The sequence below is a fragment of the Amycolatopsis roodepoortensis genome (assembly GCF_014873915.1).
GTDB classification, from domain to species: domain Bacteria; phylum Actinomycetota; class Actinomycetes; order Mycobacteriales; family Pseudonocardiaceae; genus Amycolatopsis; species Amycolatopsis roodepoortensis.
Map to the genome: position 1 here is coordinate 1053686 of NZ_JADBEJ010000001.1, position 26974 is coordinate 1080659.

General features: G+C 69.2%; 19 protein-coding genes. 13 read left to right on the forward strand and 6 right to left on the reverse strand.

Features of this window, described 5'->3' with window-relative positions; genetic code table 11:
• Window positions 1-174 precede the first annotated feature (174 nt).
• From H4W30_RS05050 to H4W30_RS05075, 6 genes are all read left to right on the forward strand, one after another.
• The gene (locus tag H4W30_RS05050; RefSeq protein ID WP_192741701.1) at window positions 175-4077 is read left to right on the forward strand and encodes a Pls/PosA family non-ribosomal peptide synthetase; all 3903 of its coding nucleotides are present in this window, start codon (window positions 175-177) and stop codon (window positions 4075-4077) included.
• Between the two features lie 20 nt (window positions 4078-4097).
• The gene (locus tag H4W30_RS05055; RefSeq protein WP_192741702.1) at window positions 4098-5510 is read left to right on the forward strand and encodes a M1 family metallopeptidase; all 1413 of its coding nucleotides are present in this window, start codon (window positions 4098-4100) and stop codon (window positions 5508-5510) included.
• Between the two features lie 119 nt (window positions 5511-5629).
• Complete coding sequence (locus tag H4W30_RS05060) at window positions 5630-6415, forward strand: tyrosine-type recombinase/integrase (protein ID WP_192741703.1); 786 nt, start codon at window positions 5630-5632, stop codon at window positions 6413-6415.
• A 128-nt stretch (window positions 6416-6543) separates the two neighbouring features.
• Window positions 6544-8823 carry a glycosyl hydrolase family 95 catalytic domain-containing protein gene (locus H4W30_RS05065; protein ID WP_192741704.1) on the forward strand — a complete coding sequence of 760 codons (2280 nt, stop codon included), beginning with the start codon at window positions 6544-6546 and terminating at the stop codon, window positions 8821-8823.
• Window positions 8824-8825: 2 nt separating this feature from the next.
• Entirely contained in the window at window positions 8826-11114 is a 2289-nt protein-coding gene (locus tag H4W30_RS05070) for a glycosyl hydrolase family 95 catalytic domain-containing protein (protein ID WP_192741705.1), read from the forward strand.
• Between the two features lie 60 nt (window positions 11115-11174).
• The gene (locus H4W30_RS05075; RefSeq protein ID WP_192741706.1) at window positions 11175-12158 is read left to right on the forward strand and encodes a peptidylprolyl isomerase; all 984 of its coding nucleotides are present in this window, start codon (window positions 11175-11177) and stop codon (window positions 12156-12158) included.
• Between the two features lie 252 nt (window positions 12159-12410).
• Here the strand turns inward: H4W30_RS05075 and H4W30_RS05080 are convergent, their stop codons facing one another.
• The 4 genes from H4W30_RS05080 to H4W30_RS05095 form a co-directional block, all read right to left on the reverse strand.
• Window positions 12411-12953: a GNAT family N-acetyltransferase gene (locus H4W30_RS05080; RefSeq protein ID WP_192741707.1), complete on the reverse strand. Its 543-nt coding sequence runs from the start codon at window positions 12951-12953 to the stop codon at window positions 12411-12413.
• A 10-nt stretch (window positions 12954-12963) separates the two neighbouring features.
• A complete protein-coding gene (locus tag H4W30_RS05085) occupies window positions 12964-14412 on the reverse strand; it encodes an amidase (RefSeq protein ID WP_192741708.1) in 1449 nt (482 codons plus the stop codon).
• 106 nt (window positions 14413-14518) lie between these two features.
• Window positions 14519-15139: an AAA family ATPase gene (locus H4W30_RS05090; protein ID WP_192741709.1), complete on the reverse strand. Its 621-nt coding sequence runs from the start codon at window positions 15137-15139 to the stop codon at window positions 14519-14521.
• Between the two features lie 9 nt (window positions 15140-15148).
• Complete coding sequence (locus H4W30_RS05095) at window positions 15149-15610, reverse strand: hypothetical protein (protein WP_192741710.1); 462 nt, start codon at window positions 15608-15610, stop codon at window positions 15149-15151.
• 127 nt (window positions 15611-15737) lie between these two features.
• Between H4W30_RS05095 and H4W30_RS05100 the strand changes: the two genes are divergently transcribed.
• Entirely contained in the window at window positions 15738-16226 is a 489-nt protein-coding gene (locus tag H4W30_RS05100) for an HIT family protein (RefSeq protein ID WP_192741711.1), read from the forward strand.
• 79 nt (window positions 16227-16305) lie between these two features.
• On the opposite strand, the gene H4W30_RS05105 is transcribed toward H4W30_RS05100, so the two are convergent.
• The gene (locus H4W30_RS05105; RefSeq protein ID WP_192741712.1) at window positions 16306-17130 is read right to left on the reverse strand and encodes an NAD-dependent epimerase/dehydratase family protein; all 825 of its coding nucleotides are present in this window, start codon (window positions 17128-17130) and stop codon (window positions 16306-16308) included.
• A gap of 35 nt (window positions 17131-17165) precedes the next feature.
• The gene (locus H4W30_RS05110) at window positions 17166-17978 is read right to left on the reverse strand and encodes an IclR family transcriptional regulator (protein ID WP_192741713.1); all 813 of its coding nucleotides are present in this window, start codon (window positions 17976-17978) and stop codon (window positions 17166-17168) included.
• A 154-nt stretch (window positions 17979-18132) separates the two neighbouring features.
• On the opposite strand from H4W30_RS05110, the gene H4W30_RS05115 reads away from it, so the two are divergent.
• From H4W30_RS05115 to H4W30_RS05140, 6 genes are all read left to right on the forward strand, one after another.
• The gene (locus tag H4W30_RS05115; RefSeq protein ID WP_192741714.1) at window positions 18133-19644 is read left to right on the forward strand and encodes a sodium:solute symporter family protein; all 1512 of its coding nucleotides are present in this window, start codon (window positions 18133-18135) and stop codon (window positions 19642-19644) included.
• A 46-nt stretch (window positions 19645-19690) separates the two neighbouring features.
• Window positions 19691-20635 (forward strand): 5-dehydro-4-deoxyglucarate dehydratase, encoded by a 945-nt coding sequence (locus H4W30_RS05120; RefSeq protein ID WP_192741715.1) that lies wholly within the window; start codon window positions 19691-19693, stop codon window positions 20633-20635.
• Between the two features lie 2 nt (window positions 20636-20637).
• Entirely contained in the window at window positions 20638-21894 is a 1257-nt protein-coding gene (locus H4W30_RS05125; protein ID WP_192741716.1) for a glucarate dehydratase family protein, read from the forward strand.
• Window positions 21895-21898: 4 nt separating this feature from the next.
• Window positions 21899-23044 carry a hypothetical protein gene (locus H4W30_RS05130; protein WP_192741717.1) on the forward strand — a complete coding sequence of 382 codons (1146 nt, stop codon included), beginning with the start codon at window positions 21899-21901 and terminating at the stop codon, window positions 23042-23044.
• A gap of 12 nt (window positions 23045-23056) precedes the next feature.
• Window positions 23057-24517: an aldehyde dehydrogenase (NADP(+)) gene (locus H4W30_RS05135; protein ID WP_192741718.1), complete on the forward strand. Its 1461-nt coding sequence runs from the start codon at window positions 23057-23059 to the stop codon at window positions 24515-24517.
• A gap of 105 nt (window positions 24518-24622) precedes the next feature.
• On the forward strand, window positions 24623-26965 hold the full coding sequence (locus tag H4W30_RS05140) for a polysaccharide lyase family 8 super-sandwich domain-containing protein (RefSeq protein WP_192741719.1): 2343 nt from the start codon (window positions 24623-24625) through the stop codon (window positions 26963-26965).
• Window positions 26966-26974 lie beyond the last annotated feature (9 nt).

A 26974-nucleotide genomic window follows, 5' to 3' on the forward strand; every position in this document is an offset into this window, starting at 1 on the left:
TGAGGTTCGACACTCTGCCGAGACCCTGCCGAGATATGTCGTTCACCTGCGGTAAAGTCATTGGTCTGCTAGCGGGCGCCTCATTCGGAGAGCGAGCCCGAATGACGCACTTCGCGAAAGGTGTGTGATGGGCTTGCGCGCCCATGGTTCTGCCGTGCCCGTGGTGATCTCCCGATGACCTTGACCGCCGACTCGCGACCGATCGCCTGCGTCGCGGACGTCACCGTCGCTCCCTCTGCCGCCCCCGTCGCCGACCGTGCCCTGTTCTGGTCCGGACTCGGCGCCGGTGAGCGCACCCTGCTCGACATCCTCGCCGAGACCGCCGCCCGCCACCCCAACGCGGGTGCGATCGACGACGGCGAGACCACGCTGTCCTACCGCAAGCTCGTCGAGGAGATCGACGCCTACGGCCGCAAGCTGACCGCCAACGGCGTCGGCGTCGGCGACCGGGTCGGCGTCCGGATCTCCTCCGGCACCGCGGAACTCTACGTCGCGATCCTCGCCATCCTGTCCGTCGGCGCCGCCTATGTGCCGGTCGACGCGGACGACCCGGACGAGCGCGCCGAGCTGGTCTTCGGCGAGGCCGACGTCGCCGCGGTCGTCACCGATGGCGGCGCGATCACCGTCCTCGGCTCGCCGAGCGGTGTCGAAGGCTCGCCCGCGCCGAACGACGACGCCTGGATCATCTTCACCTCCGGTTCGACCGGTAAGCCGAAGGGCGTCGCGGTCTCACACGCCTCGGCCGCCGCGTTCGTCGACGCCGAAGCACAGCTGTTCCTCACCGAGGAGCCGATCGGCCCCGGGGACCGCGTGCTCGCCGGGTTGTCCGTCGCGTTCGACGCGTCGTGCGAAGAGATGTGGCTCGCCTGGCGGCACGGCGCCTGCCTGGTCCCGGCGCCGCGTTCGCTCGTGCGCACCGGCGTCGACCTCGGCCCGTGGCTGGTCGCGCAGGGCATCACCGTGGTCTCGACCGTGCCGACGCTGGCCGCGCTGTGGCCCGCCGACGCGCTGGAAGACGTCCGCCTGCTGATCTTCGGCGGCGAAGCGTGCCCGCCGGAGCTGGCCGAACGCGTCGCCGTCGAAGGCCGCGAAGTCTGGAACACCTACGGCCCGACCGAGGCCACCGTCGTCGCCTGCGCCGCGCAGATGACCGGGGAAGGCCCGGTCCGCATCGGCCTGCCGCTGGTGGGCTGGCAGCTTGCCGTCGTCAACGAGGCGGGTGAACCGGTCGCGATGGGGGAGACCGGCGAGCTGGTCATCGGCGGCGTCGGCCTGGCCCGCTACCTGGACCCCGAGAAGGACGCCGAGAAGTTCGCGCCGCTGCCCTCGCTGGGCTGGCGCCGCGCGTACCGCAGCGGTGACATGGTCCGCGCCGAAGCCGAGGGCCTGCTGTTCCTCGGCCGTCTCGACGAGCAGGTCAAGCTCGGCGGCCGCCGGATCGAACTCGGCGAGGTCGACGCCGCGCTCCAGGCGCTGCCCGGGGTTCAGGGCGCCGCCGCCGCGGTCCGCCGCACCAAGGCGGGAAACCAGGTGCTCGTCGGGTACGTCGTGCCCGCCGAAGGTGTCGAGTTCGACCACGACGAGGCCGCGACCCGGCTGCGCGAGCAGCTGCCGGCCGCGCTCGTCCCGTTGCTGGCGCTGATCGACGACCTGCCGACGCGCACCTCCGGCAAGGTCGACCGCAACGCGCTGCCCTGGCCGCTGTCCACTGTGGACGCCGCGAAATCCGGCCTGTCCCCGACGGAGAGCTGGCTCGCCGAAGGCTGGGCGGAGATCCTCGGCGTCTCGGTCGACAACCCGAAGGCCGACTTCTTCACCAACGGCGGCGGAAGCCTGACCGCCGCGCAGCTGATCGCGCGGATCCGCACCCGTCACCCGCAGGTGTCGGTGAGCGACATCTACGCCAACCCGAAGCTCGGCGCGCTCGCGTCGATGCTGGACGCGCTGAGCGGCGAGAAGACCGAACGGCGCGACATCGCGCCCACCCCGCGCAAGGCCGGGATCATCCAGTCGCTGCTGATGGTCCCGCTGATGGGCCTGGTCGGCCTGCGCTGGACGACCATCGCCGCGACGCTGTCGAACGTGCTGTCGCTGGCCGGTTTCGCCTGGGCTCCGACGCTGCACTGGGCGTGGATCGCCGCCGCCTGGATCGTGCTGTTCAGCCCGGCGGGCCGGATCGCGATCTCCGCGACCGGTTCGCGGCTGCTGCTGCGCGGGGTCCGCCCCGGCAGTTACCCGCGTGGCGGGAGTGTCCACTTGCGACTGTGGACGGCGGAGAAGCTCGCCGAGTTCAGCGGTGCGGACAGTGTCGCGGGCGCTTCCTGGATGACGACGTACGCCAAGGCTCTCGGCGCACGGATCGCGAAGGACGTCGATCTGCATTCCCCGCCGCCGGTCACCGGCATGCTGAAGCTCGGCCGTGGTGCCGCCATCGAACCCGAGGTCGACCTGACCGGGCACTGGGTGGACGGCGATCTCGTGCACATCGGCAAGATCCGGATCGGCGCCGACGCGCGGATCGGCGCGCGCAGCACGCTGTTCCCCGGCGCCCGGATCGGCAAGGGCGCGGAGATCGCGGCCGGCTCGACCGTCCGCGGCAGTGTGCCCGCCGGACAGCGCTGGGCCGGTGCCCCCGCGGCCCGTGCCAGCAAGGACGCGCTGAAGTGGCCGTCGAGCCGCCCGCCGCGCTCGCGGTTCTGGGCTTCGGTCTACGGCGCGACCTCGGTCGCCCTCGGTCTTTTGCCCGCCGTCGCCGCCCTGCCCGCCGTCGCGGTGCTCGGCTACGCGATCGCGGGGACGGCTTCGCTAGGCGCCGCGCTCGGGCAGGCGCTGCTGTTCACGCCGCTCGCGACCGTCGCGTACTTCCTGTCCTACGCCCTGCTCGTGCTCGTCGGCGTCCGTTCGCTGAGCATCGGCATGGTCGAGGGCTACCACCCCGTGCACGGGCGGGTCGCGTGGCAGGTCTGGGCGACCGAGCGGCTGATGGGCATGGCGCGTGAGGGGCTGTTCCCTTTGTACGCCAGCCTGTTCACCCCGGTGTGGCTCCGGATGCTCGGGGCGAAGGTCGGCCGCAACGTCGAGGCGTCCACCGTCCTCGCGCTGCCGAAGATGACCCAGGTGGACAGTGGCGCGTTCCTCGCGGACGACACCATGGTCGCCACCTACGAACTCGGCCACGGCTGGCTGCACGTCGCGCCGGCGCGGATCGGCAAGCAGGCGTTCCTCGGCAACTCGGGGATGGCCGCGCCGGGACGTTCGGTGCCGAAACGCGGTCTGGTCGGCGTGCTGTCGTCGGCCCCGCTCAAGGCGAAGAAGGGCTCGTCGTACCTCGGGATGCCGCCGCTGCCGGTCCGCCGGTCGGTCGGCGAGGCCGACACGAGCCGCACGTACACCCCTCCGCTGCGGCTGAAGGCGGCGCGTGCGCTCGTCGAACTGTGCCGCATCGTGCCGGTGATGTGCGGTGTCGCGCTGACCGTGCTGGTGGCCGCCGGGATCTTCGCGCTGGCGTCGTCCTTCGGGTTCTTGGTCGCGGTGCTGCTCGGCGGGCCGCTGCTGCTCGCCGCCGGTGCCGTCGCCGCGCTGACCGCCACCGCGATGAAGTGGCTGCTGGTCGGCCGGTTCCGCGCGGTCGACCACCCGCTGTGGAGCTCCTTCGTCTGGCGCAACGAACTCGCCGACACCTTCGTCGAGGCGCTCGCTGTCCCGTGGCTGATCGGCTCGCTCGGCGGCACGCCGCTGCTGCCCGCGTGGCTGCGGACCATGGGCGTCGAGATCGGCCGCGGCGTGTGGCTGGAGACGTACTGGCTGCCCGAGTCGGACCTGGTGCGCCTCGGCGACGGCGCGACGATCAACCGCGGCTGTGTCGTGCAGACGCACCTGTTCCACGACCGGATCATGACGATGTCGCCGGTGACCCTGGACGAGGGAGCGACGCTCGGGCCGCACGGTATCGTGCTGCCTGGCGCGAGCATCGGCGCGCGGACGACCGTCGGACCGGGCTCCCTGGTGACCCGGGGCGACGCGGTTCCCGCCGACTCGCGCTGGCTGGGGAATCCCATCTCGGCCTGGACGAAGTAGGGACTGGGGGTCTTTCGCGGGTGATTTCGAAGGCCTCCGCGCAGCCCTCGCCCGGCGCGGACACCTCCGGCGACTCCTATCTGCCCCGTCACGGTAACGGCGGTTACCGGGTCCGGCACTACGATCTGGAGCTGGACTACAAGATCGGTCCCAACCGGCTGTCGGCCTCCGCGGCCATCACCGCGGAGGCGACGCAGGCGCTGTCGCGGTTCACGCTCGACTTCGGCGAGTTCCGGATCAACCGGGTGCTGGTCAACGGGAAACCGGCCAAGTACCTGCGGCGCGCGCACAAACTGCAGGTGAAGCCGGCGAAGTCGTTGGCGCTCGGCAGCGAGTTCCTGGTGGAGGTCCACTACGTCGGCAATCCGCGGCCCCTGCCCGGGCTGTGGGGCGACATCGGCTGGGACGAACTGACCGACGGTTCGCTCGTCGCGAGCCAGCCGGTCGGGGCGCCGTCGTGGTTCCCGTGCAACGACCACCCGTCGGACAAGGCGACCTATCGGGTCGCGCTGACGACGTCGTCGCCGTATCTCGTCGCCGTCACCGGGAACCTGGTGGCGCGACACGAACGCGCAAGCACCACGAAATGGGTCTTCGAACGGCCCGAGCCGACGCCGACGTACCTGATGAGTGTCCAAATAGGACGGTATGACGACGTCGAGCTCGTCTCCGGCCCCCAGCCCGGCTGGTTCTCGCAACCATCCGTCGAGGCGTTCCGGATCAACCTCGACGGCGGCTCCGTGGTCACCTCCGTCCCGCAACGGGCCGCCGTGCCGCCGCGCCTGCGCCGGGCGTTCGCGCGTGATTTCGGGCGGCAGGGCCGGATCATGGATTCACTGCAACGGCTGTACGGGCCGTACCCCTTCGGCGAGTACGTCGTCGTCGTCACCGACGACGACCTCGACGACCCAATCGAAGCGCAGGGCATGTCGATCTTCGGCGCCAACCACGTCGACGGGCGGCGCACCCACGAACGGCTCGTCGTGCACGAACTGGCACACCAGTGGTTCGGCAACAGCCTGACCGTCGCCGACTGGCGGCACATCTGGCTCAACGAAGGCTTCGCGACCTACGCGGAATGGCTCTGGTCCGAGGAATCCGGCGAACAGAGCGCGGACGAGTGGGCGAAGATCTGGCACGCGCGGACGAAGGCGAAACCCGCGGACCTGCGGCTCTCCGACCCCGGCGTGGCGCGGATGTTCGACGAGCGCGTGTACAAACGCGGCGGCCTTCTGTTGCACGCCTTGCGTCGTACCGTCGGCGACGCGGTGTTCTTCCCGATGGTGAAGGCGTGGGCGGTGGAGAACCGGCACGGTCTGGTGACCACCGCGGCTTTCGTCGCGCTCGCGGAACGCTTCGCTGGTCGCTCGCTGGGGTCTTTCTTCGATGCTTGGCTGGACGCTCCGGCGCTGCCCCCTCTGCCGTCCGTCTGACTCGCGTGCCCTGGGAGCGGCAGTGGTTCTGCTCCGCGATGGCCCACCTGCCGGTAAATCGGTGGGCCGCGACCAGGACGCCTCGCTACCGTCTCCCTGTCGAAGCCTGGGGAGGGGCGATGGGAAGGAAGAGTCCGCAGGAGAAGAAGCGGCTGAGCTACGCCAAGGATCGCCGCAACCGCTACGGCGAGAACGACAAGTCCTCACGCAAGAACATCCCGCGCCACAAGCGGCGGGTGAACCGGGCGAACCGGCATCGTGAGCAGCAGGTGCTCAACGGCGCGCGGGGCCCCGCGGACATCGAGAGCTTGCTCAAGACCCGGCCGCAGCGGTGGCAGAAGTCGGCCGGGGTCACGCTCGGGGCACTCGTCCAGGGGAAGCTCGCCATGACGGACGAGCGAAGGGTCTTCGAGGCGGAAACCTTGTCGCCGTTGAGCGACGACGAACTGGGCGAGCTGCTGTCGGCGGCGGTGCACCTGCTGCCGCTCAGGTACGCGGCGATCCTGCATCTTCTGTACTACGCGGGTCTTCGAGCCACCGAGCTGTCCGCGCTGGCTCTGCGGGACGTGTCGGCCGACGCGGTGATCGTCCGTGGACCGCGGCAGCGTACGGTCCCGATTCCACCCGAGCTCCGGCCGCTGCTGGATGCCTACCTTCGGGAGCGTGTCGACGAAGGGCCGACCTTCTTCCTCAGCGACACCTGCGGTCGTCCTGTGCCGCCTGCCACCGTCAACAGCCTCGTGGTCATCTTCGGATTCCTGATCGGCCTGCCGGGGTTGTCGGCGCGAACGCTGCGCAAGACCTTTGCCGTCAACCTCCTCCGGGCCGGGGTCGATCTCGACGACGTCGCCGCGATGCTCGGGCACGCGTCGCCTGAAGCCACTCGCGCCTACCTCGCTTCCTGACCAAAAGATCGGATGTATCTACGGCTTTCCGGGTGAGTGCCCTGGCCAAAGCTCGACTATTTCTGGAAACATGCCGGTCGCCAGAAACTTGAGCTGCGGTAAACGTAGTATGAATCTGGAGGCGACCCATGGCCGAGCTGTCCAGACGATCGATGCTGAGGGTCACGGCGGGGGCGGCCGCGCTCGGTGGGCTGTGGGCTCAGGGGGTTCCGCCGGCGCTCGCCGGACAGGACGTCCACCGCCGGATCGTCGACGACGCGCGCATGGTCTGGAAGCGGATGCCGAAGAACTGGCAGGAGGGCCCGTTCCTCGCCAACGGCTTCCTCGGCGTGCAGTTCTACGCGGACGCGCGGCCGAACGTCCTCAAGGTGATGCTCGGCCATTCCCAGGTCCAGGATCAGCGAGGGCAATGGGAAGCGGCCATCGGGTACTCGCGGCTCCCGATCGGCTACCTCACCCTCACCTTCGAGGGCGCGATCACCGCGGTGGACTGGCACCTGGACCTGTACAACGCCGAAATGGGCGGCACGATCACCACCACCCGGGGTTCGGTGCGGTTCTCCGCGCTGGTCCACAACGACCAGGACCTCCTCCTCGTCTCGCTCACCGGGGAGGCGTCCGCGGAATGGGGGTTCACGCCGCTCGTATCGGCGACGACCAGGACGATCCGCAAACCGCCCGAGTACACGGCCAATCCCGATCCGACGCTCGCCAGTGCGGGCGAGGTCCGGTACTGCGAGCAGCCGCTCCACGCGGGCGGCGGGTACACGACGGCGTGGCGTGAGCGGAGGATCGGCACGAGACGACTCCTGGTAGCGACGGTCGCGTACGCGTTCCCCGAGCCGACCCACACCGCCGAGGCGATCAGGAGGGTCCACCGGGCGTCGGCGGTGCACCCGGACGGGCTCGTCGCCGGCCATCGGCGCTGGTGGAACGCCTTCTACCGCCGCAGCTTCGTATCCGTTCCGGACAAACGGATCCAGCGGTTCTACTGGATCCAGCTGTACAAGACCGCCTGCGCCACCCGCGCGAACGGACCGGTCGTCGCCGAATGGGGGCCGTGGTTCCCGGAGGCCGGCAACAGCTGGACGGCGGTGTGGTGGAACCTCAACGTCCAGGTCACGTACCCGATCGTCAACAGCAGCAACCATCCCGAACTCGACGCCGTCACCGCGACGTTCCGCCGCGACCACGCCAACCTCGAACTCTCGGTCCCTCCCGCTTACCGGGACGGTGACACGTACGCCCTTTCGCACCCGGGGGACTGGCGGCTGCGGCCCGGCGGCACCCGCGCGGTCGGGATCCCCGGTCCCGCCACCAAGAACGACCAGACCGGCAACCTGATCTGGGGCCTGCACAACGTCTGGCTGGCGTACCGGCACAGTATGGACGTCCGCGTCCTGCGCAACGTGCTGTATCCGACGCTCGCCAAGGCGCTCAACTACTACCGCCACTTCCTCGCCACCGGCCCGGACGGCGCCTTGCACCTGCCGATGACGAGGTCACCCGAGTACGCCGACGCGGCCGACTGCACCTACGACCTCTCGTTGATCCGCTGGGCCGCGCGCACCCTCGTCGAATCGGCGGCCAAGCTGAGGATCGACGACCCGCGGGTACCGGCGTGGCGGGAGATCGGCGAGAAACTGGTGCCGTACCACCAGGATCCCGCGCAGGGCGTGCTGATCGGCGACGGTGTCCCGCTGGCCGACTCACACCGGCACTTCTCTCATCTGCTCTGGCTCTATCCGTTGCGGGAGAAACTCTGGGACCGTCCCGGCGACCGGGACATCATGCGCCGCACTTTCGCGCACTGGTCCGGCGCGCAGGCCAAATGGCACGGCTACAGTTTCGCGGCGGCGTCGTCGATGAGCTCCGTGATGGACGCGCCGGAGGAAGCCCTGCGGTATCTGAAGATCTTCCTCGACGGGACCGTCGTGGCCAACACACAGCTGACGCCGAACACGATGTACCGCGAGGGCGCGAACTTCGCGATCGAAAGTCCCATCACCGCCGCTCAGTCCATAGTGGACATGCTGCTGCAGGGCGATCACGGAGTGCTCAAGGTCTTCCCGTCGGTCTCGTCGACTTGGCCGGATGCCTCCTTCGAGAGCTTGCGAGCGGAGGGCGCCTTCCTCGTGGACGCATCCCGCGCGAACGGCGCGACCGAATGGATCCGCGTCCACAGCGAGGCGGGGGAGCCGCTCACGCTGCGGCACGGGATCCCCGGTGACATCGAGGTGCGCGACGGGCGCGGACGGCGGCTTCCTTGGCGGCACGCGAGCCCCGGCACGATCTCGATCCCGCTCGGCCGCGGCGGGACGGCCGTCGTCACCCGGCGCGGCACACGTCCGGTGCTGGCGCCACGGGACGTTCCTGGGGATCGCGGAACTCCGGCATGGGGGGTCTGAAGATGGACATCACTCGCAGGACAGTGCTCGGCGGGGCCTTGGCGGGCGTGGCGGCGGCCGGGTTCGCGCCGCCGGCTTCGGCCGTGGAGAATGACTTCGCGCTCGGCGGAATCGACTGGCCCGGCTTCCTCGGCGCGGCCGACCTGATCTGGCACCGCATGCCGAAGACCTGGTACGAAGGCCCCTTCCTTGGCAACGGTTTCCTCGGCTCGGGCATCTACGCCGAACCGGGCCGGAACGCCGTCCGGTTCAACGTCCAGCACAGCGAGGTGCAGGATCACCGGCCGGAGTTCGGCTCCCTGTTCGGGCTCGCGCGACTGCCGATCGGGTACTTCACCCTCGAACCTGTCGGCGCCATCACCAGGATCGACTGGCGGATGGACCTCTGGAACGCCGAACTCAGGGGCACGATCACCACGGCCGCGGGCAGTCTCTCGCTGCGCGCGATCGTCCACACCGGACAGTCACTGCTGGCCGTCGAGATCGAGCCGTCCGAGGGGGAGCGCGGCTTCGAGTGGGTCTTCCATCCGGCCGAGGCGGTGAGCCCGAGAACCGATCCGAAGTTCGGGAAGCCGCCCGCCGGGTATGTGGCCAACCCGCCCGCGACTCTGGAAAGCAGCGGCGACGCCAGGCTTTCCGTGCAGACGTTGTTGTCCGGCGGGGAGCACGTCACGGCGTGGCGCGAGGTCGACCGCGGATCGAAGCGGACGCTGTACACGTCGGTGGCGTGGTCGTTCCCGAAGCGGACGGCCGCGCGAGAGGCGTTGAAGACGGTCCGCCGGGCCGAGCCGTTCTCCGCGCTGACTGCCGGACATCGTCGCTGGTGGCACGACTACTATCGGCACGGTTTCCTGTCCGTTCCGGACACCCGGCTCCAGAGCTTCTACTGGATCCAGCTGTACAAGATCGCCTCCGCCGCGCGCCGGGAAGCGCCGGTGATGGCGACCTGCGGACCGTGGCTGGAGCCGACGCCGTGGCCCGCGACCTGGTGGAACCTCAACGTCCAGCTGGAGTACTGGCTCATCCACGGGTCCAATCACCTCGAACTGGACGCGGTGAGCCACGCGCTCGGCAAGTTCCGGGCGAACCTGACGAGCCAGGTCGCCGAGCCCTACCAGCACGATTCGGCGGGTATCCCGCGCACGACCGACATGACCCTGCTCAACGGCGCGGTCGGGACGAACGCGGGGTTCCCGGTGGGTATCCCGGGCAAGGAGACGCCGACTCCGGAGGTCGGCAATCTCACCTGGGCACTGCACAATGTCTGGCTGTCCTATCGGCACACGATGGACCGGCGCCTCCTGCGGGACACCCTGTTCCCGTTGCTGCGCAAGGCGATCAACTTTTACCTCCACTTCCTGGCGCCTGGGCCGGACGGGAAACTGCATCTGCCGGCGACGTTCTCCCCGGAGTACGGCGTGAACGCGCCGGACTGCAACTACGACCTCGCGTTGATCCGCTGGGGTTGCAAGACCCTGCTGGAGTCGGCGGCGGAACTGCGCCTCGACGACACGCTCGCCGGGCGGTGGCGGGAGGTGCTGGCCACGCTGGTCCCGTATCCGGCCGACGCCAACGGTTACATGATCGGCGCGGGGGTGCCGTTCGCGAAATCGCACCGGCACTATTCGCATCTGCTGCAGATCTACCCGCTGTACGAGATCACCTGGGAGCGCACGGAGCATCGGCGGATCATCGAGACCTCGCTCGACCACTGGGTGGGCTTCGAAGGCGCGTTGCAGGGCTACACGTTCACCGGCGCCGCGTCGATGTCGGCGCAGATGCTGCGCGGCGACAAGGCGGCGTTCTACCTCGGCGAACTGCAGCGGCGCTACATCCAGCCGAACACGATGTACAAGGAATCCGGCCCGGTGATCGAGACGCCGCTCTCGGCCGCGCAGTCGCTGCACGACATGCTCGTGCAGAGCTGGGGCGGGGTGATCCGGCTGTTTCCGGCCGTGCCCGCCGCCTGGGCCGACGCCGCGTTGCGCGACTTCCGCACGGAGGGAGCGTTCCTGCTCAGCGCTTCGAGGCAGGCGGGGAAGACCCGCTGGGTCAAGGTCACCAGCGAGGCGGGGGCGCCGTGCGTGCTGCGGACGGACATGGACGGGGAGCTGACCGTCCGCGACCGGTGGGGGCGGCCGAAACGCTGGCGGCGGTCGCCGAACGGCGACGTCCACGTCGACCTGCGGCGTGGGGAGGAGGCGGTCGTGTACCGCGCGGGCGACCGGCCGGACCTCGAGATCCGGCCCGTCCCGTCGAACGGGACCAGCGCACCATGGGGGATGCCGTGACGGCGTGAGCGGCGATACGCGAGAGTGTTCCTGTACTTCTTCCGGACGACAGGAGCACAGATGTCCCAGCCACCGCAGCCGGGCGAGCCCGAAGGCGAGGCGCCCGACCCCGGGGCTCCGCAGGGGCAGCAACCCCAGCCGCAGTACCAGCAGCCCTATCCGCAGCAGCCGTACCAGCAGCAAGGCTGGTACGGCGCGCCGCAACAGCCGCCGCCGTCGTCGAACAAGACGGTGCTCTGGGTGGGCCTGGGTGCGCTGGGACTCGTCGTGATCGTCGCCGTCGTGGCGAGCATCGGCTTCGTGGTGTCGGGGTACTTCCTGCCGGACTCGAAGGACACGAGCGCGGCCGTGTCGTCTTCGTCCTCGCCGGCTCCGACGTCCAGCTCCGAGGACACGACGACGCAGAGCCCGGTGAACATCCCTTCGAACAGGGTTCCGATGCCGAAGCGGAGCACGCCGCTGGCGGATCCGACGGACTGCGCGTACCCGGCGGATTCCACCGGTTCGGTGCCGAAGAAGGCGAACCCGCCCGCGGCGGGCCCGACCCCGGCGTCCGGCACGTCGGAGGTCACGGTCAAGACGACCGCCGGTGACATCGGGCTGACGCTGGACCGCGGGCTCGCGCCGTGCACCGTGGCGAACTTCCTCTCGCTGGCACAGCAGGGTTACTTTGACGGAACCTCGTGTCACCGGCTCGGTACCTCTAGCCTGCAGATGCTCCAGTGCGGCGACCCTGAAGGTTCCGGAATGGGCGGTCCGGGATACACCATTCCGGACGAGGTCTTCTCGGGGCTGAGGTACGGGCGGGGCATTCTCGCCATGGCGAAGAGGCAGGAGCCGAACTCGGGCGGCAGCCAATTCTTCATGGTCTACGGAGAAGCCGAGCTGCCGCCGGAGTACACCGTGTTCGGGAGCATCTCGGACGCCGGTCTTCAGACGCTGGACAAGGTCGCGCGCGGTGGCGTGGACGATTCGAAGGGGCCGGGCGACGGGACCGGACCGCCGCGGCTCCCCGTGACGTTCCAGTCGATCGCGGTGGGCTGAACACGATTTCCGCCTCGTGAGTGGTGAGGACGGTTCTAGCCAACGGCGGTCGCGTTTTCGGAGCTCACCTGTACTGCCGGGGGTTGCGAAAGTGGCTTTCGCAACGTCGGCCATGGCCAGGCACGGTATCGCCGTGGCGAGCATGTCGCGAAAGCCACTTTCGTGACGTCTGATGTCCCGAAAGTGGCTTTCGCGACACCCCCGGGCCTGGAGCCAGCAGAAGCGTCCTCACCACTCACGAGGTCCGTGCGCTCAGTGGGAAGGCGGGTACCGGACACCGAACCATTGCTCCGCGCCGTACTCCTCGAACCGGTCCACTTCAGTGAACCCGAGCTTCGCCGCGAGGCGCATCGAGCCTTCGTTGGCGGTCTGCGTGCAGAGCACCACCGGTTCGTCGGGAAGCGCGTCAGCGAACCAGTCGAGTGCCGCCGCGCAGGCCTCGGCGGCGTACCCGCGTCCCCATGCCCGCGGCAAAAGCAGGTACCCGAGTTCGGTCTCCCCGGCATCCGGACGGATATGCCCGGGGCGCTCCGCGTCACGCTGATCGAGCGTGATCATGCCGATCAGCGACCCGTCGAGCTCGATGACGAACAGTCCCGGTCGCCGGCCCGGAATCGCGGGGCTCGTCCGCTCGAGCTCCTCACGCGGTCGAGCGCCGCCGATGTACGTGCCCACCTCTGGCGAGGCGAAGAGCTCGATGAACGCCGAGCGGTCACGGGCTTCGGACCCGCGGAGGACGAGCCGCTCGGTCTTGATCGGGGCGGGTGGCCAGACGACGTGACCGAGATGGGTCATGGCCGGCAACCTATCGCACGCCGCCGCCTGGTGCTTGGAAGCCGCCGATCTCCCGTTCGAGCAGTTCGGCCAGTCGCAACGGGGTGCGGTCTTCGAATATCGGACCGATGAGCTGCACGCCGACTGGCAGGCCCTCAGGAGACCGGCCCGCCGGTATGGCGGTGGCCGGCAGGCCGGGCATGGTGGCAAGACCCGCCCAGACGAGCTGATCGAAGTACGGGTACTCGACGCCGTCGATGTCGATGTGCCGTTCCATCGGATTGGGATGGTGGTCGTGCGGGAACGCGGGAGTCGGCGTGATCGGGCACACCACGGCGTCGAACTCGGCGAACAGCCGCCGCCAGCCGTGGCGGTGGACCTCCCGGCGCTTGTCCGCCTCCATCCAGTCGCTGTGGCTGAACATCATGGCGTCCAGCCGGACGGCGTCAAGGCTCTTGTCGTCCGCGTCGGCCCGCAGCTGCTCGAGTGATTCGATGGGGAAACGCGCTACAGAGCCCGAAATCAGCAACTCCATGTAGAGCTTCGCGGCCTCGGCCAGATCGGGCAGCAGCGGACTGTGCCACGCGACGTGGGCGCCGCCGCCGCCGAGCGCGTCGGCCACCCGGCGTACGCCCGCCCGCACGGCGGCCCCGGTCGGAATGAGCGGATGGTCGTCGACGACCAGGACCCGGAAATCGCGGAGCCGCTCGTGGCGGGCGGGCGGCATTGCCGTTTGATGCGCCACGCCGTACGTCAGCGGGTCCGGTCCGGCCATCACGTCGAGCAGGAGCGCGAGGTCGCGCGCGGTACGCGCCATCGGGCCGACGACGGCGAGGTCGGGGTCGGACGGGAAGGCGGGCTCGGACGGCGGGACCATGCCGCGGACGGCCGCCAGTCCGAGCGTCGGCTTGTGCGCGTAGACGCCGCAGAAATGCGCGGGCGTGCGCAGGGAGCCGGCGAGGTCCGAGCCGATGGACAGCGCCCCGAACCCGGACGCCAGTGCCGCCGCCGATCCACCGGAGGACCCGCCCGGCGTACGGCTGTGATCCCACGGATTGACGGTGGTGCCGTAGATCTCGTTGAAGGTCTGGATGTCCTGCAGTCCCAACGGGACATTGGTCTTGCCGAGCACCACCGCGCCCGCGGCCTTGAGCCGCGACACCTGAACCGCGTCCTCGGCGGGAAGGTGGTCGCGGTGCGGCGGCATGCCCCACGTCGTGGGCAGCCCGGCCATGTCGTACGACTCCTTGACCGTCACGGGGACGCCGAGCAGCGGCTTGTCCTCACCACGCGCGCGTGCCTGGTCGGCACGGTGCGCGGCGGCCCGCGCGCGGTCGAAGTCCGACACGCAGATCGCGTTGATCACCTTGTCGTCGCGCTCGATCCGGGCGATCGCCTCGTCGGTCAATTCCGCCGATGTCACCGCGCCGGCGCGCAACGCGGTAATGATTTCTTCGGCCGGCTGAAAGCTCCATTCCATGAATTCGAAGCTATCGGGGCGCTCATGGGGGCACGAAATTCTGTGCCATGCAACAGAAAGGGTGCTTCGTGGACGTGTTCTGCGGCTGTAGCTGGATTGGCGCAGGTCACGGCGCCGAAAGTGGGTGACTTCGCCCGTGCGGGCCATGAAATGCCGCCTTGTGCAACGGGATGGACGTCTCAATGCGCAGTGCTTTCAGGAGTCGCGCGTATGACTCGTCTTCCCCGATGTTGGTCGTGTCGAGCCGGATCGCGTGCGGGCGCTTGGCCAGATACTCGTCGAGGTGACCGCGGATCCTGTCGATCAGGTCGGAATCGGGATCTTCCAGCATCGCTTGGAGCCGCGCCTCGACAGCGTTGATCGGACGCTTGTCGCGCACGCGCCGTAGATGCTCGCGGTCGTCGACGAGGAGGGCCACTTCGATATAGGTGGCTCCAGCTGCGCGCGCCGCCGCCTCGAAGGCCGGATCCGGATCGCGGTCATGAACGGTCACCAGTTGCGGGAGGATCACGTCGTAACCCTGGCGCAGGTGCCGCGTGGCCAACTCCCGCCCGTGGCCACGGGCCAGCTCCAAGGCCGCGAAGAAGTTCTCCTGCCATCCGCCGATCAACCCCGCGAGTACGTCCAGATCCAGCGCGAGAGTTCCGGGGTGCTCGTTGGCGTAGCGGCGGGCGAGAGTCGACTTTCCCACGCGCGAGAGGCCGTTGAGGTGGATCAGGCGCGCCATGCCGCGCTCTCAGCTCGGCGGCTGCTGAGTCGGCGGGTTGGACTGCGGGTAGCCGGGCTGCGGCGGCTGGAACCCGGGCTGTGGCGTCATCGGGTAGTTGACCGGCCCCGGGTTGGGTGCGAAGCCGGGCTGCTGCCGAGACGGATTTCCGCTCTTGGCGACCGCGATGGCGACCAGGAGCCAGGAGAGCAGCGCGACAGCGTCGAGCGGGATGCCGACACCCATGAAGATCCACTGGATCTCGTCGACGGAAAGGCCGCCGGACGAGGCCCAGGACGGCACGTTGACCGACACGAACCGCCAGATGATGCCCGCCGCCGTCGCGACGAGCATGAGCACGAAGGCTCCCACCATCAGGCCGGAGACTCCGCGGGAGCGGGCTTTGATCGAAAGGATCAAGCCGAGCAGGCCCACCACGAGCTGCAATACCCGCGGGATGACGTCGATGCTCGCGAACGTAAAGGTTGACATGCCTGCCTTCCACAGCTCTTCCGCCGGAGGTCGTGACGTCCGGACCGCGCCGGGGTGATCCTATGCGGTGGCAATGCTCCACGTGGTGGGTTCAGGGAAGGACGAAGGTGGGGTACACCTGGGCGGCATGACCGATCGTGTTCCGTGGCAGGCCGACGCCTACCTCGACCTCGCCCGCCGGGCCTGCTTCGTCTGCGAACTCCTCGCCGGCAACCCCGAATACCCTCATCACGTCGCGTACCGGGACGCCGACGCCGTCGTCTTCGCCAGCCGTTTTCCCGTCGTCTTCGGGCACTTCCTCGTGGCCCCGGTCGAGCATCGCGAGCACGTCGTCAGCGACTTCACCGTCGATGAGTACTCGGCCATCCAGCGGGTCGTGCACCGTGCGGGCAGCGCCTTGAGCGCTCTGCTCTCGATCGAACGGCTGTACGTGCTGTCGTTGGGCAGTCAACAAGCCAACAGGCACGTTCACTGGCATCTCGCACCTCTGCCGCCCGGCGTCCCCTACGACCAGCAGCAGACCGCGCTGTTCGACCCGGCGCGCGGTTACCTGGACATCCCCGAAGACGACCTGGCAGACCTCGCGCGCCGTCTCGGGGAGCTTCTGACCGGTTGATCGGGAGAGGGGTGTGTGGAAACAGGGACATTCAACGTCCCTATTTCCACACACCCGTCACCCAACGTGAGCCGAGACCTCAGAGCGGGTTGTGCGCCCCCAGCGGCGCGGTGCAGAACGGCCCGCCGACGTACTCCGCCGCGATCCCGGTCGGCGCGGGCATGTCCGCCAGCTGGTCGGCGTAGGTCTCCGCGTTGTCGAGCGACTTGTAGCCCAGGGCCTCGGCTTCGGCGAGTGAGTAGACCCGTCGCGTGTTGTCCGAGACGCCCCAGACCAGCCGGTAGCCGGGGGAGGGGTAGCTCAGGCAGGCCTCGAACAGGCGCGCGCCGTCGTCGGGGGAGAGCCAGGTCGTCAGGCCGCGCGGGCCGAGGACGAGCGGGCTTTCGAAGCAGGAGCCGATCCGGATGACGATCACGTCCATGCCGAACCGCGAGTGGTACAGGCTCCCGAGTGCTTCGATGGCCGCCTTGCTGACGCCGTAGTAGGTGTCGGGCCGGGGCGTGGAGTCGGCGGGGAGGCCGTTCTCGCCCGCTTCGTCGTTGCGGCGGAAGCCGACGGAATGGTTGCTGGAAGCCAGGATCACGCGCGGCACACCGGCGGCCCGTGCGGCTTCGAGGACGGTGTGCGTGCCGTTGATGTTGACGTCGAGGGTGGCTTCCCACGAGTTCTCGCGGCTGTGCCCGCCGAGGTGGATCAGCGCGTCGACGCCGGCGCAGGCCTCCGCCATCGCCTCCGGGTCGGTCACGGAAGCGGTGATCAGCTCGACGTCCTCGCCGCCCGCGGCTTCGGGCTGCGCGGCCAGGTCGAGCAGTCGCAGCACCCGGCCGGGACGGCGCAGCCGCGGGCGCATCAGGGTGCCGACGATACCCGCCGAGCCGGTGATCAGGACGCGCTGCTCTGCCATGTGAACCCCTTGTCAGTGAAGGAAGTGCGGGATGATCAGCGGATGCCGGCGCGGCGCAGTTGCTGGCCGAGTTCCGCGGTGATTTCGGCGAGGAGCTCGCCGACGCGCCGGGCGTCGGCGTCGGTGACTTCGGTGACCGGCATGGAGCAGCTGATCGCGTCGGTGCCGGGGATGCGATACGGGATCACGGCCGCGACGCAGCGCACGCCGAGGCTGCCTTCCTCGACTTCCGAGGCATAGCCGCGTTCGCGGGTCGTCGCGCATTCGGCGTGCAGCGCCTCGACGGTGGTGATGGTGTTCGGGGTGAGCGCCGACAGCTCTCCGGTCAAGAGCCCGTCGATCTCGTCGTGCGTCAGTTCGGCCAGTAACGCCTTCCCCAGCGCGGTCGCGTGGGTGGGCAGCGTGCGGCCGACGCGGGAGACGAGATGCGTCGAGTGCCGGGACTCGCGCGTCTCCAGGTAGACGACGTCGGTGCCTTCGCGGCGCGCGAAATGCGCGGTGTAGCCGGTCTTCTCCCGGATCCGCTCCAGCGCCTCGGTCGCGTACGGGACGATCGGGTCGCGGTCCAGATACGCCGTGCCGCAGATCAGCGCGCGGACGCCGAGGCGGTAGCGGGCGGTGTTCGGGTCCACCTCCAGCCAGCCTGCTTCGAGCAGGGTGCGGAGCAGCCCGTGCAGGCTCGACCGGGGGAAACCGGTGCGCGCGTGGAGATCCGACAGGGAAAGCCACACGTCGTTCGCGGCGAAGGTCTCGATGAGGTCGATCGCCCGCCGGGCCGATTTGACCCCGGCGGGTTCGGCGGCGGGCGCGCCGTTCGCCACGGTGACAGCGGCTTCCTGCTGTGGCATCCGCGCTCCTCCATCCGGCCGTTGACTTGTGACTCCGGCCATATTAGCGTCCCGAACAGCGTTCTTATGGATGAACATAATCACTATAACAGACTCCGTTCATGGATGTGAACAGGTCGGGCTGGGCCTTCGTGAACGCGGAAAGGAGTCAACGGTGCACGTACTCGACTGGGCGATGGTCTGCGCGTATTTCGCGTTGATGGTCGTGATCGGCTGGTGGTCGCACAAGCGGATCCACGATGTGAAGGACTTCTTCACCGCCGGGGGGCGAATGCCCTGGTGGCTGACCGGGATCTCGCACCATATGTCCGGCTACAGCGCGGTGCTGTTCGTCGCCTACGCGGGCGTGGCCTACACGAGCGGGATCACCGTCTACTTCTGGGGCATGGCCAGTATCGGCATCGGCGTCGGTATCGGCAGCTGGCTGTTCGCCGCCCGGTGGAACAGGCTCCGGTCGAAGCTGGGGGTGGCCTCCCCGCTCGAGTACCTAGCGCGGCGGTTCAACGTCCCGACGCAGCAGGCGCTCGCGTGGAGCGGCAGCCTGCTGAAGATCTTCGACATCGCGGCGAAGTGGTTCGCGATCGCCACGATCCTCAACGTCTTCGCCGGGGTGGACTACACCTGGGGCATCATCATCACCGGCTCGGTCACGCTGGTCTACTGCACCGTCGGCGGTCTTTGGGCCGACGCGCTCACCGACTTCGGCCAGTTCGTGATCCAGGCGATCGCGGCCATCGCCATGCTCTGGGTGGTGCTGGGCAAACTCGGCGGCGTCTCCGGTCTGTGGACGATGTGGGGCGACCTCCCGCCGAGCCACCTCAACCCGACCACGTCGAAGTTCACCACCATCGTGTTGCTCGTCTACGTGCTGGTGAAAACCCTGGAGTACAACGGCGGTATGTGGAACCTGGCGCAGCGCTACATGGCCGCGCCGGACACGCACGCGGCACGCCGGGGCGCGCGGCTCTCCTCGATCCTGTACCTGGTGTGGCCGCTGTTCATGATGTTCCCGATGTTCGCGGCCCCATTGCTGATCCCGAACATCGAGAACCCGGACAACGCCTACGCGATCATGACGACGACGTTCCTGCCGCCGGGCCTGATCGGGCTGGTGCTGGCGGGCATCTTCTCCCACACGATGGCGATGGTGTCGTCCGACGCGAACGCGATCTCCGCGGTCATCACGCGTGACATGCTGCCGGTGCTGATCAAGAAGACCCGCCGGTGGACCGAGGCGCAGGGCCTGCTGGCCGCCCGCATCACGACCGCGATCTTCATCGTGCTGACCATGGCGGTCGCCACGCAGGCGCCCAAACTCGGCGGTGTGCTCGGGATCGTGGTGCTCTGGGTCGCGGCTCTGATGGGCCCGATCTCGGTACCGCTGCTGCTCGGCATGCTCCCGTGGTTCCGCCGATCCGGCTCCCGCGCGGCGCTGGTCTCGTGGGCGGGCGGTCTCATCGCCTACGCGATCGCCTACTACGGCTTCAAGGCCACCCTCGCGGTCACCGTGTCCACCCCGATCCTGGTCTCGCTGGGGCTGTTCATCGGGCTCGGCTTCCTCATGCCCGAGCGCACGGCCGCCACCGACGAGATCATCGACACGATCGACCGCGACGACGACGTCACCCCCACCAAGTCGCAGGACGGCACCACCGTGCCCGCCTGACCGGGCCCGTACCCGGGACCATCCACAAAGAACGAAAGAGAAATCCATGGCAGAGCGCAAGATCGAACTCGACGGCCTACTGGCGTTCCCCCTGACCCCCTTCACCGAGGGGCTGGAACTGAACCTCGACGCGTTCGCGGAAACCGTCGAGAGCCACGTGGCCGCCGGAGCCGGCGCGCTGTTCGTCGCCTGCGGCACGGGCGAATTCAGCTCGCTGTCCCCGGACGAGCACGCAGCGATCCTGCGCAAGGCTCGTGAGGTCGTCGCCGGGCGGGTGCCCGTGTGGGTCGGCGCGGGCGGAGGAGCGGCGTCGGCCCGCGCCGGGATCGCGGCGGCGGAGGCGGGCGGCGCGGACGGCGTCCTCCTCCTGCCGCCGTACCTGGTCACCGGTCCGCCGTCCGGCCTGGTCGACCACGTGCGGTACGCCGTCGGGGACTCCTCGATCCCGGTGATCGTCTACCACCGTTCCACCGGCGTTTTCACCCCGGACTCGGCCGTCGACCTGCTCGGCATCCCGTCGGTGGTCGGCATCAAGGACGGCTTCGGCGACGTCGAGCTCATGAGCCGGATCATCACCACGATCCGCTCCGCCGGCACCGACCGGGCCAAGGATTTCCTGTTCTTCAACGGTCTCCCGACGGCGGAGGTCTCCGCGCGCGCCTACGCCGCGGTAGGCGTCGCGCGGTACTCCTCGGCCGTGCACTGCTTCGCTCCCGAGATCGCGGCCCGCTTCCACCGCGCGCTCGCGGAGAACGACGACGCCGTCATGGAGGCGCTGCTCGCCGGCTTCTACCTGCCGCTCGTGGCGCTGCGGGACGAAGGGAAGGGCTTCGCCGTGTCGCTGGTCAAGGCCGCCGCGCGCCTGCGGGGTGACAAGGTCGGCACGGTCCGGCCGCCGCTGGTCGAGCCCACCGCGGACCAGATCGCCCGCCTGGAGAAGATCATCGACGACGGGTTCGCCGTCCTCAAGTCCGTCGAGGCCGGTGCCTGAAGATGAAGGTTCTCGACGTCGTCCTGACCCCGGTCGCCTTCGCCGACCCTCCGCTGCTCAACGCGATGGGCGTGCACGAGCCCTTCGCGTTGCGCGGTGTCGTCCAGCTGATCTGCGAAGACGGCGTGGTGGGCCTCGGCGAGTCCTACGGTGACCTCGCGTTCCTCGAGCAGGTCAGGAAGGTGCTCCCGGAACTCAAGGGGCACGACGTGTTCGACCTGCCCGGCCTCCGCCGGAAGGTCGCCACCACCCTCGGCGAGGTCGTCTTCGCCGACGCGCACGGCCTCACCGGCGGCTTTTCCGTCAGCAAGACCGTCGCCAGCGTGTACTCGCTGTTCGAGGTGGCCGCGCTCGACGCGCAGGGCCACTACCTCGGCAGGCCGGTGGTGGACCTGCTCGGCGGCAAGGCACGCGACAAGGTCGACTTCTCCGCCTACCTGTTCTACAAGTTCGGCGCCCACATCGGTGCCGAGGAGGACTCGTGGGGCGAGGTGACCACGCCGGAGGCGCTCGTCGGCGAGGCACGCCGCATGGTCGAGGAGTACGGCTTCGGTTCCATCAAGCTGAAGGGCGGCGCCTTCGACCCCGACCAGGAGATGGACGGGATCCGCGCGCTCGCGGACGCTTTCCCGGACCACCCGCTCCGCATCGACCCGAACGCGGCGTGGACCGTCGAGACCGGGATCCGGGTCGCCGAAGAACTCGACGGCGTCCTGGAGTACCTCGAAGACCCGACGCCGGGCATCGAGGGCATGGCGCGGGTCGCGGAGAAGGCGAACATGCCGCTGGCCACGAACATGTGTGTCGTGCGCTTCGCGGACATCGAGCCGGCGTTCCGGCAGCGGGCGGTCGGCGTAATACTTTCGGACCATCATTACTGGGGTGGCCTGCGGGACACCCAAGCCCTCTCGACCACGGCGGAATGCTTCGACGTGGGGCTGTCCATGCATTCGAACAGTCATCTCGGGATCAGTCTGGCCGCTATGGTGCACGTGGCCGCGGCGACGCCGCACCTGACCTACGCCTGCGACACCCACTGGCCGTGGAAGACGGCCGACGTCATCGCCCCGGGTGCGCTGGAGTTCGCCGACGGTGCGGTCGCGGTGCCCGACAAGCCCGGGCTCGGGGTCGAACTCGACCCCGACGCGCTGGCGCGGGCCCATGAAGACTATGTCCGAAGTGGACAGACCAAACGGGATGACGTGACCTATATGCGGAAGTTCGTCGGAAGCTTCGAACCGAACACGGCACGGTGGTGACGAGGTGAAGGTCACCGGATACGCCTACCCCTGGGACGTCGTCGACGATCCCGGCTTCGTCGAGCGCGTACGGGAACTCGGCGTCGACGAGGTCGCCGTCGCCGTGTCGTACCACAGCGCCCGGGCGGCGACGCCCTGGTCGCCGGAGCGCACTTCGGTCGTCGCGCGTCACGCGGCGCTGTACCGCCCGGTGTGTGAGGAGGCGTGGGGTGAGCTGAAGCCCGCCGAGCCGGACTGGGTCGAAAGCCGCGACAGCGCCGGCGACGCCGTCCGGACGCTGAACGGCGCGGGGATCCCGGCCGCGGCGTGGATTGTGCTGACCCATAATTCGCAGCTGGGCACGGAGTTCCCGGATTTCACCGTGCGCAACTGTTTCGGCGAGCGGTATCCGTGGGCGCTGTGTCCCGGCCAGCCCGCGGTCCGGGAGTACGCGGCGAACGTGACGGCGGAGAGCCTCGCCGGGCTCGACTTCGCCACGGTCATCCTCGAGGCCTGCGGTCCGCTCGGCGCCGTGCACCAGCACCAGCACGAGAAGACCGACGGCGTCTGGTCGCCCGCGGTGGCCCGGCTGCTCTCGATCTGCTGCTGCGACGAGTGTCTCGATGCTTGGGCCGCGGCGGGGCAGGACCCGGCGAAGGCGCTGGGCAAGCTGCGGGCCGAGGTCCGGCGGCTGATCGACAGCGGCGACCTCCGGGCGACCGAGGACAAGATCCTGCCCACCCTGCGGCAGGTCCTGCTCGACACGCGCCAGAACGCGACCGACGCTCTTCGGCGCGCGGTGCTCGAGAAGATCCCGGATGGGCCACGGATCGTGCTGCACGGCGCGATGGACCCGTGGGTCACCGGCGCGCTGCCGGGGCTGACGCCGTCGGCCCCGGACGACGTCGACGCGGTGGTGCTGCAGAACTGGGCACCCGGCCGTCCCAGCGTCGGCGCCGTCGCGGCGGCACGGGCGAAACTGCCGGAGAAGGTCGCCGTCGGTAGCTACATCACCGCGGTGGCCGCCAGCCCGGTGCCCGACATCGAGGCCTACACCATCGAACTCGGCAAGGCGGGCGCCGCCGAGCTGCACCTGTACCACCTCGGCCTCGCCGGCCCGGGGCGCTGGGCGGATCTCATCGCCGCCGTCAGCGCCGCGCAAGAACTCTAGGAGACGCAAAAAATGAGCCAGGCAACGGATCCCGCCACGCTCGAACAGATCCTCGCGGCCGCCGCCGATGCGGCAGGCACGACGGCGGCCGCGACCCCAGCCCAGCGCGCCGGATGGCTGAACGCGGCGGCGGACGCCCTCGACGCGGCCGCCGACGAGCTGATCGCGCTGGCAAACCGGGAGACTCATCTCCCGGCCTCCCCGCGGCTGCAGGGCGAGCTGAAGCGCACGACGTTCCAGCTGCGCCTGTTCGGCGAGGTGCTGGCCGACGGCGAGTTCCTCGGCGCCACGGTCGACCACGCGGACGCCGCGTGGCCGATGGGACCGCGGCCGGACATCCGTCGGCTGCTCACCCCGATCGGGCCGGTGCTGGTGTTCGCCGCCAGCAACTTCCCGTTCGCGTTCAGTGTCGCGGGCGGCGACACCGCGTCGGCGCTGGCCGCGGGCTGCCCGGTCGTGCTCAAAGCGCACTCGGGGCACCCGGAGCTGTCCGCCCGCACCGGTGAGATCCTGCGTGACGCGCTGGTCAAGGCCGGTGCGCCGGAGGGGATCTTCGCGGTCGTCCACGGTCAGCAGAACGGTGTCACGGCGCTGAAGGACCCGAGGATCCAGGCGGCGTCGTTCACCGGTTCCGTGCCGGGCGGGCGCGCGCTGTTCGACATCGCGACCTCGCGGCCGTCGCCGATCCCGTTCTACGGCGAACTCGGCAGCGTCAACCCGGTCGTCGTCACGCGGGCAGCGATCGACGCGCGTGGTGAAGCGATCGCCAAGGGCTACGCGGGCTCGTTCACCCTTGGTGCCGGGCAGTTCTGCACCAAACCGGGGCTGCTGTTCCTGCCCGAGGGCCACGGCCTCGAAGACACGCTGCGCGAGGCCGTCGCGGCGGTCCCGGCGCAGCCGATGCTCAACGAGCGGATCGCGGCCGGATTCGCCGACGGGCTGGCGAAGCTGAGCGAGGTCGCCGGTGTCGAGGTGCTGTCGGAATCCGGTGGTACGGAAGGGATCTCGCACGGTGCGACCCTGCTCGCCACCACCGCCAAGGCCTTCCTGGCCGACGCCGACACCGTCCGCGAGGAATGCTTCGGCCCCGCTTCGCTCATCGTCACCTACGCCGATCAGGACGAGCTGATCAGCCTGCTCGGCGTGATGGAACCCGGGCTCACCGCGACGATCCAGGGTGAAGAGTCCGATGTGGACTGGATCCGCCCGGTGCTCCCGTCGCTCACCCGCGTCGCCGGCCGTCTCCTGTGGAACGACTGGCCGACCGGCGTCACGGTCACCTGGGCACAGGAACACGGTGGTCCCTACCCGGCGACCACCGCGCCGACCAGTACCTCGGTCGGCACCGCCGCGATCGAGCGGTTCCTGCGACCGATCGCCTGGCAGGGCTTCCCCGACGAGCTCCTGCCGGAACCGTTGCAGGAGAACAACCCGTGGGACCTGCCCCGCAGGACCGACGGGAAGCGCCAGTAACACCTCGTGAGTGGTAAGGACGGTTCTAACCGTCCTTACCACTCACGAGCCCCAGCACCCGCCGCCGCCCTTGTTGCCGTATTTCGACCTTTGGGAGGCACTGTCATGCCCGGTTTCGGATACTTCGACAGGAGAACGGCTTTGCGGGGAGGCGCGGCCGCGGCCGCTTCGGTAGCGCTCACGACCGCGCTCGCGAGCCCTTCGTCAGCGCAGCCTGCGGCCTCGGGCACGTCGTCCATCGTGTCCGGCTATCGCGAGCTGCAGACCGGGATCGACCGGCCGTCGGCCGAACGCTCCGCCGCGCTGGCGAATCTCGACCGGGTCGCGAAGGCCTACCACGACAGCATGACGGTCGACGGCGGTCCACTGTGGAAGGACCTCCCGCTCGGCCCAGGTAGCGAGTTCACGACGTCGATGTACGCCCGGCTTCGCGCGATCGCGGTCAACTGGGGCACCCCCGGTGGCGCGCTGGCGGGCGATCCCGCCGTGCTAGCCCGGATCAAGGGCGCGCTGGAACTGCTGTACACCAGCGATCAGTACAGCGAGAAGACCGCCGAGATCGGCAACTGGTACACCTACGAGATCGGTATCCCGCTCTACCTGCTGCACATCCTCGCGACGGTCGCCGACAAACTCGCCAAGGACGAACTCGCCAAGTACCTCAAGCCGGTGCTGAAATTCTCCGGCGATCCGAACCGTCGCACCAACAACCCCAACGTCGTCGAGACCGGTGCCAACCGCGCGGACAAGTCGATGATCTCGATCGTCTCCGGTGCGATGCTCGGCGACGCCGACCGGATCCGTCGCGGTGTCGGCGCGTTCACCGACGTCGAAGGCGGGGGAGCGGCGAGCGTCATCGCCAAACTCCACCGCGCGGCGGGTGACGGTTTCCACACCGATGGCTCGTTTCTGCAGCACGACTCGGTGCCGTATCCCGGGCATTACGGGATCATCCTGCTCACCGCCGTCGCGTCCGCGATCCACGTCACCCAGGGCACGGAGTTCGCACTGCCCGCCGACGTGCGCGATGCCGCGTACGCGTTGGTCGCCGACACGTTCGCGCCGTTCGTCCACGCGGGCGCGATGATGGAGTCGGTCCGCGGCCGGTTCCTTTCGCGGCAAGGGGAATCCGCGCACGACATCGGGCATCAGCTCACCGGCGCGGTGGTTCTGCTGGCGCGGTCGGCGAGTGGCCGGCGCAAGGACGAACTGGGCGGTCTCGCCGCGAAGTGGATCACCGAAGACACGTTCGCGCCGTACCTGAAGATCCCCGATCCCGAACGGTTCGCGCCGGGGCCGGACCTCGTCGGCATCCCCGGTATCGAGTTCGCGCAGGAGTTGCTGGCGACCGGGATCCGGCCGGCGCGGACGGTCGCGACGCATCGCGTGTTCGGCCAGCAGGACCGGATGGTGCACGTGACCGAAGGCTGGTCGGCCTCGCTCGGCGTCGCCTCGACCCGGATCTCGCGGTACGAGTCGATCAACTCGATGAACCTGCACGGCTGGTACGTCGGTGACGGGTCGCTGTATCTGTTTCTGCCCAAGGCGAAGGGACATTTCACCGACGCCTACTGGCCGACGGTCGACCCGCTCTTGCTGCCGGGCACGACCACCAAGACCGGCCCGACGCCGAAACTGGAGTCGGTCCCGCTGACGAGCAAGGATCACTGCGGTGGGGTCCGCTGGGACGCGCGGCATGGCGCGCACGCCCTGGACTTCATTTCCCAGGACGGCACGCTGACCGCGAAGAAGTCGTGGTTCTTCACACCCTCGGGCGTGCTGTGCCTCGGTGCCGGGATCACCGACTCCTCCGGCGAGCGCGTCCGCACCACCATCGAGAACCGTAACCTCGGCGAGAACGGCTCCGGTGTCCTGCTCGCCGACGGTCATCTCGTCGGCGGCTCGGAGTCGTTGCGGCGCAAGCGATGGCTGCACCTGGAGAAGGTCGGCGGGTACGTCCTGCTCGACAACGCCGAGGTCACCGCGCTGCGCGAGGACCGGACGGGCACCTGGCGCGACATCGACAAAGGCGCCAACACGAAGGGTACGACCGTGCCCTACACCCGGCGTTATCAGAAGCTGGTCATCGAACACGGCGCCAATCCCTCGAACGCGAGCTACGCGTACGCCGTCCTGCCCACCGCGTCGGTGCTGGAGACGATCGCCTCGGTCTGGTCGTGGCGCGTGCGGTCCAACACCGCGACCGTGCAGGCCGTCCGGCTGTGGGACGCGACGCTGCTGGCGAACTTCTTCGCCGCCGGCTCGGTCGACGAGGTGTCGGCATCCGGTCCGGCGTCGATGGCGCTCGGCCGGACCCGCGACGGCTGGAAGCTGGCCGTTTCGGACCCGACGCAGCGGCAGGAAGTCCTGCGCGTGACCGTGCGGCGCAAGACCGTCGAAGTACCGGTGAAGGACACCTTCGGCGCCACACAGATCGTCCGCGTTTAGTCGACTGAC

Bases quoted from the DNA above. Each gene is read 5' to 3' on its own strand.
- H4W30_RS05125 (WP_192741716.1), top strand. From the start codon at position 20,638: ATGAAGGTTCTCGACGTCGTCCTGACCCCGGTCGCCTTCGCCGACCCT.
- H4W30_RS05060 (WP_192741703.1), top strand. From the start codon at position 5,630: ATGGGAAGGAAGAGTCCGCAGGAGAAGAAGCGGCTGAGCTACGCCAAG.
- H4W30_RS05110 (WP_192741713.1), bottom strand. From the start codon at position 17,978: ATGCCACAGCAGGAAGCCGCTGTCACCGTGGCGAACGGCGCGCCCGCC.
- H4W30_RS05050 (WP_192741701.1), top strand. From the start codon at position 175: ATGACCTTGACCGCCGACTCGCGACCGATCGCCTGCGTCGCGGACGTC.
- H4W30_RS05085 (WP_192741708.1), bottom strand. From the start codon at position 14,412: ATGGAATGGAGCTTTCAGCCGGCCGAAGAAATCATTACCGCGTTGCGC.
- H4W30_RS05135 (WP_192741718.1), top strand. From the start codon at position 23,057: ATGAGCCAGGCAACGGATCCCGCCACGCTCGAACAGATCCTCGCGGCC.
- H4W30_RS05095 (WP_192741710.1), bottom strand. From the start codon at position 15,610: ATGTCAACCTTTACGTTCGCGAGCATCGACGTCATCCCGCGGGTATTG.
- H4W30_RS05075 (WP_192741706.1), top strand. From the start codon at position 11,175: ATGTCCCAGCCACCGCAGCCGGGCGAGCCCGAAGGCGAGGCGCCCGAC.
- H4W30_RS05105 (WP_192741712.1), bottom strand. From the start codon at position 17,130: ATGGCAGAGCAGCGCGTCCTGATCACCGGCTCGGCGGGTATCGTCGGC.
- H4W30_RS05070 (WP_192741705.1), top strand. From the start codon at position 8,826: ATGGACATCACTCGCAGGACAGTGCTCGGCGGGGCCTTGGCGGGCGTG.
- H4W30_RS05065 (WP_192741704.1), top strand. From the start codon at position 6,544: ATGGCCGAGCTGTCCAGACGATCGATGCTGAGGGTCACGGCGGGGGCG.
- H4W30_RS05080 (WP_192741707.1), bottom strand. From the start codon at position 12,953: ATGACCCATCTCGGTCACGTCGTCTGGCCACCCGCCCCGATCAAGACC.
- H4W30_RS05120 (WP_192741715.1), top strand. From the start codon at position 19,691: ATGGCAGAGCGCAAGATCGAACTCGACGGCCTACTGGCGTTCCCCCTG.
- H4W30_RS05090 (WP_192741709.1), bottom strand. From the start codon at position 15,139: ATGGCGCGCCTGATCCACCTCAACGGCCTCTCGCGCGTGGGAAAGTCG.
- H4W30_RS05100 (WP_192741711.1), top strand. From the start codon at position 15,738: ATGACCGATCGTGTTCCGTGGCAGGCCGACGCCTACCTCGACCTCGCC.
- H4W30_RS05140 (WP_192741719.1), top strand. From the start codon at position 24,623: ATGCCCGGTTTCGGATACTTCGACAGGAGAACGGCTTTGCGGGGAGGC.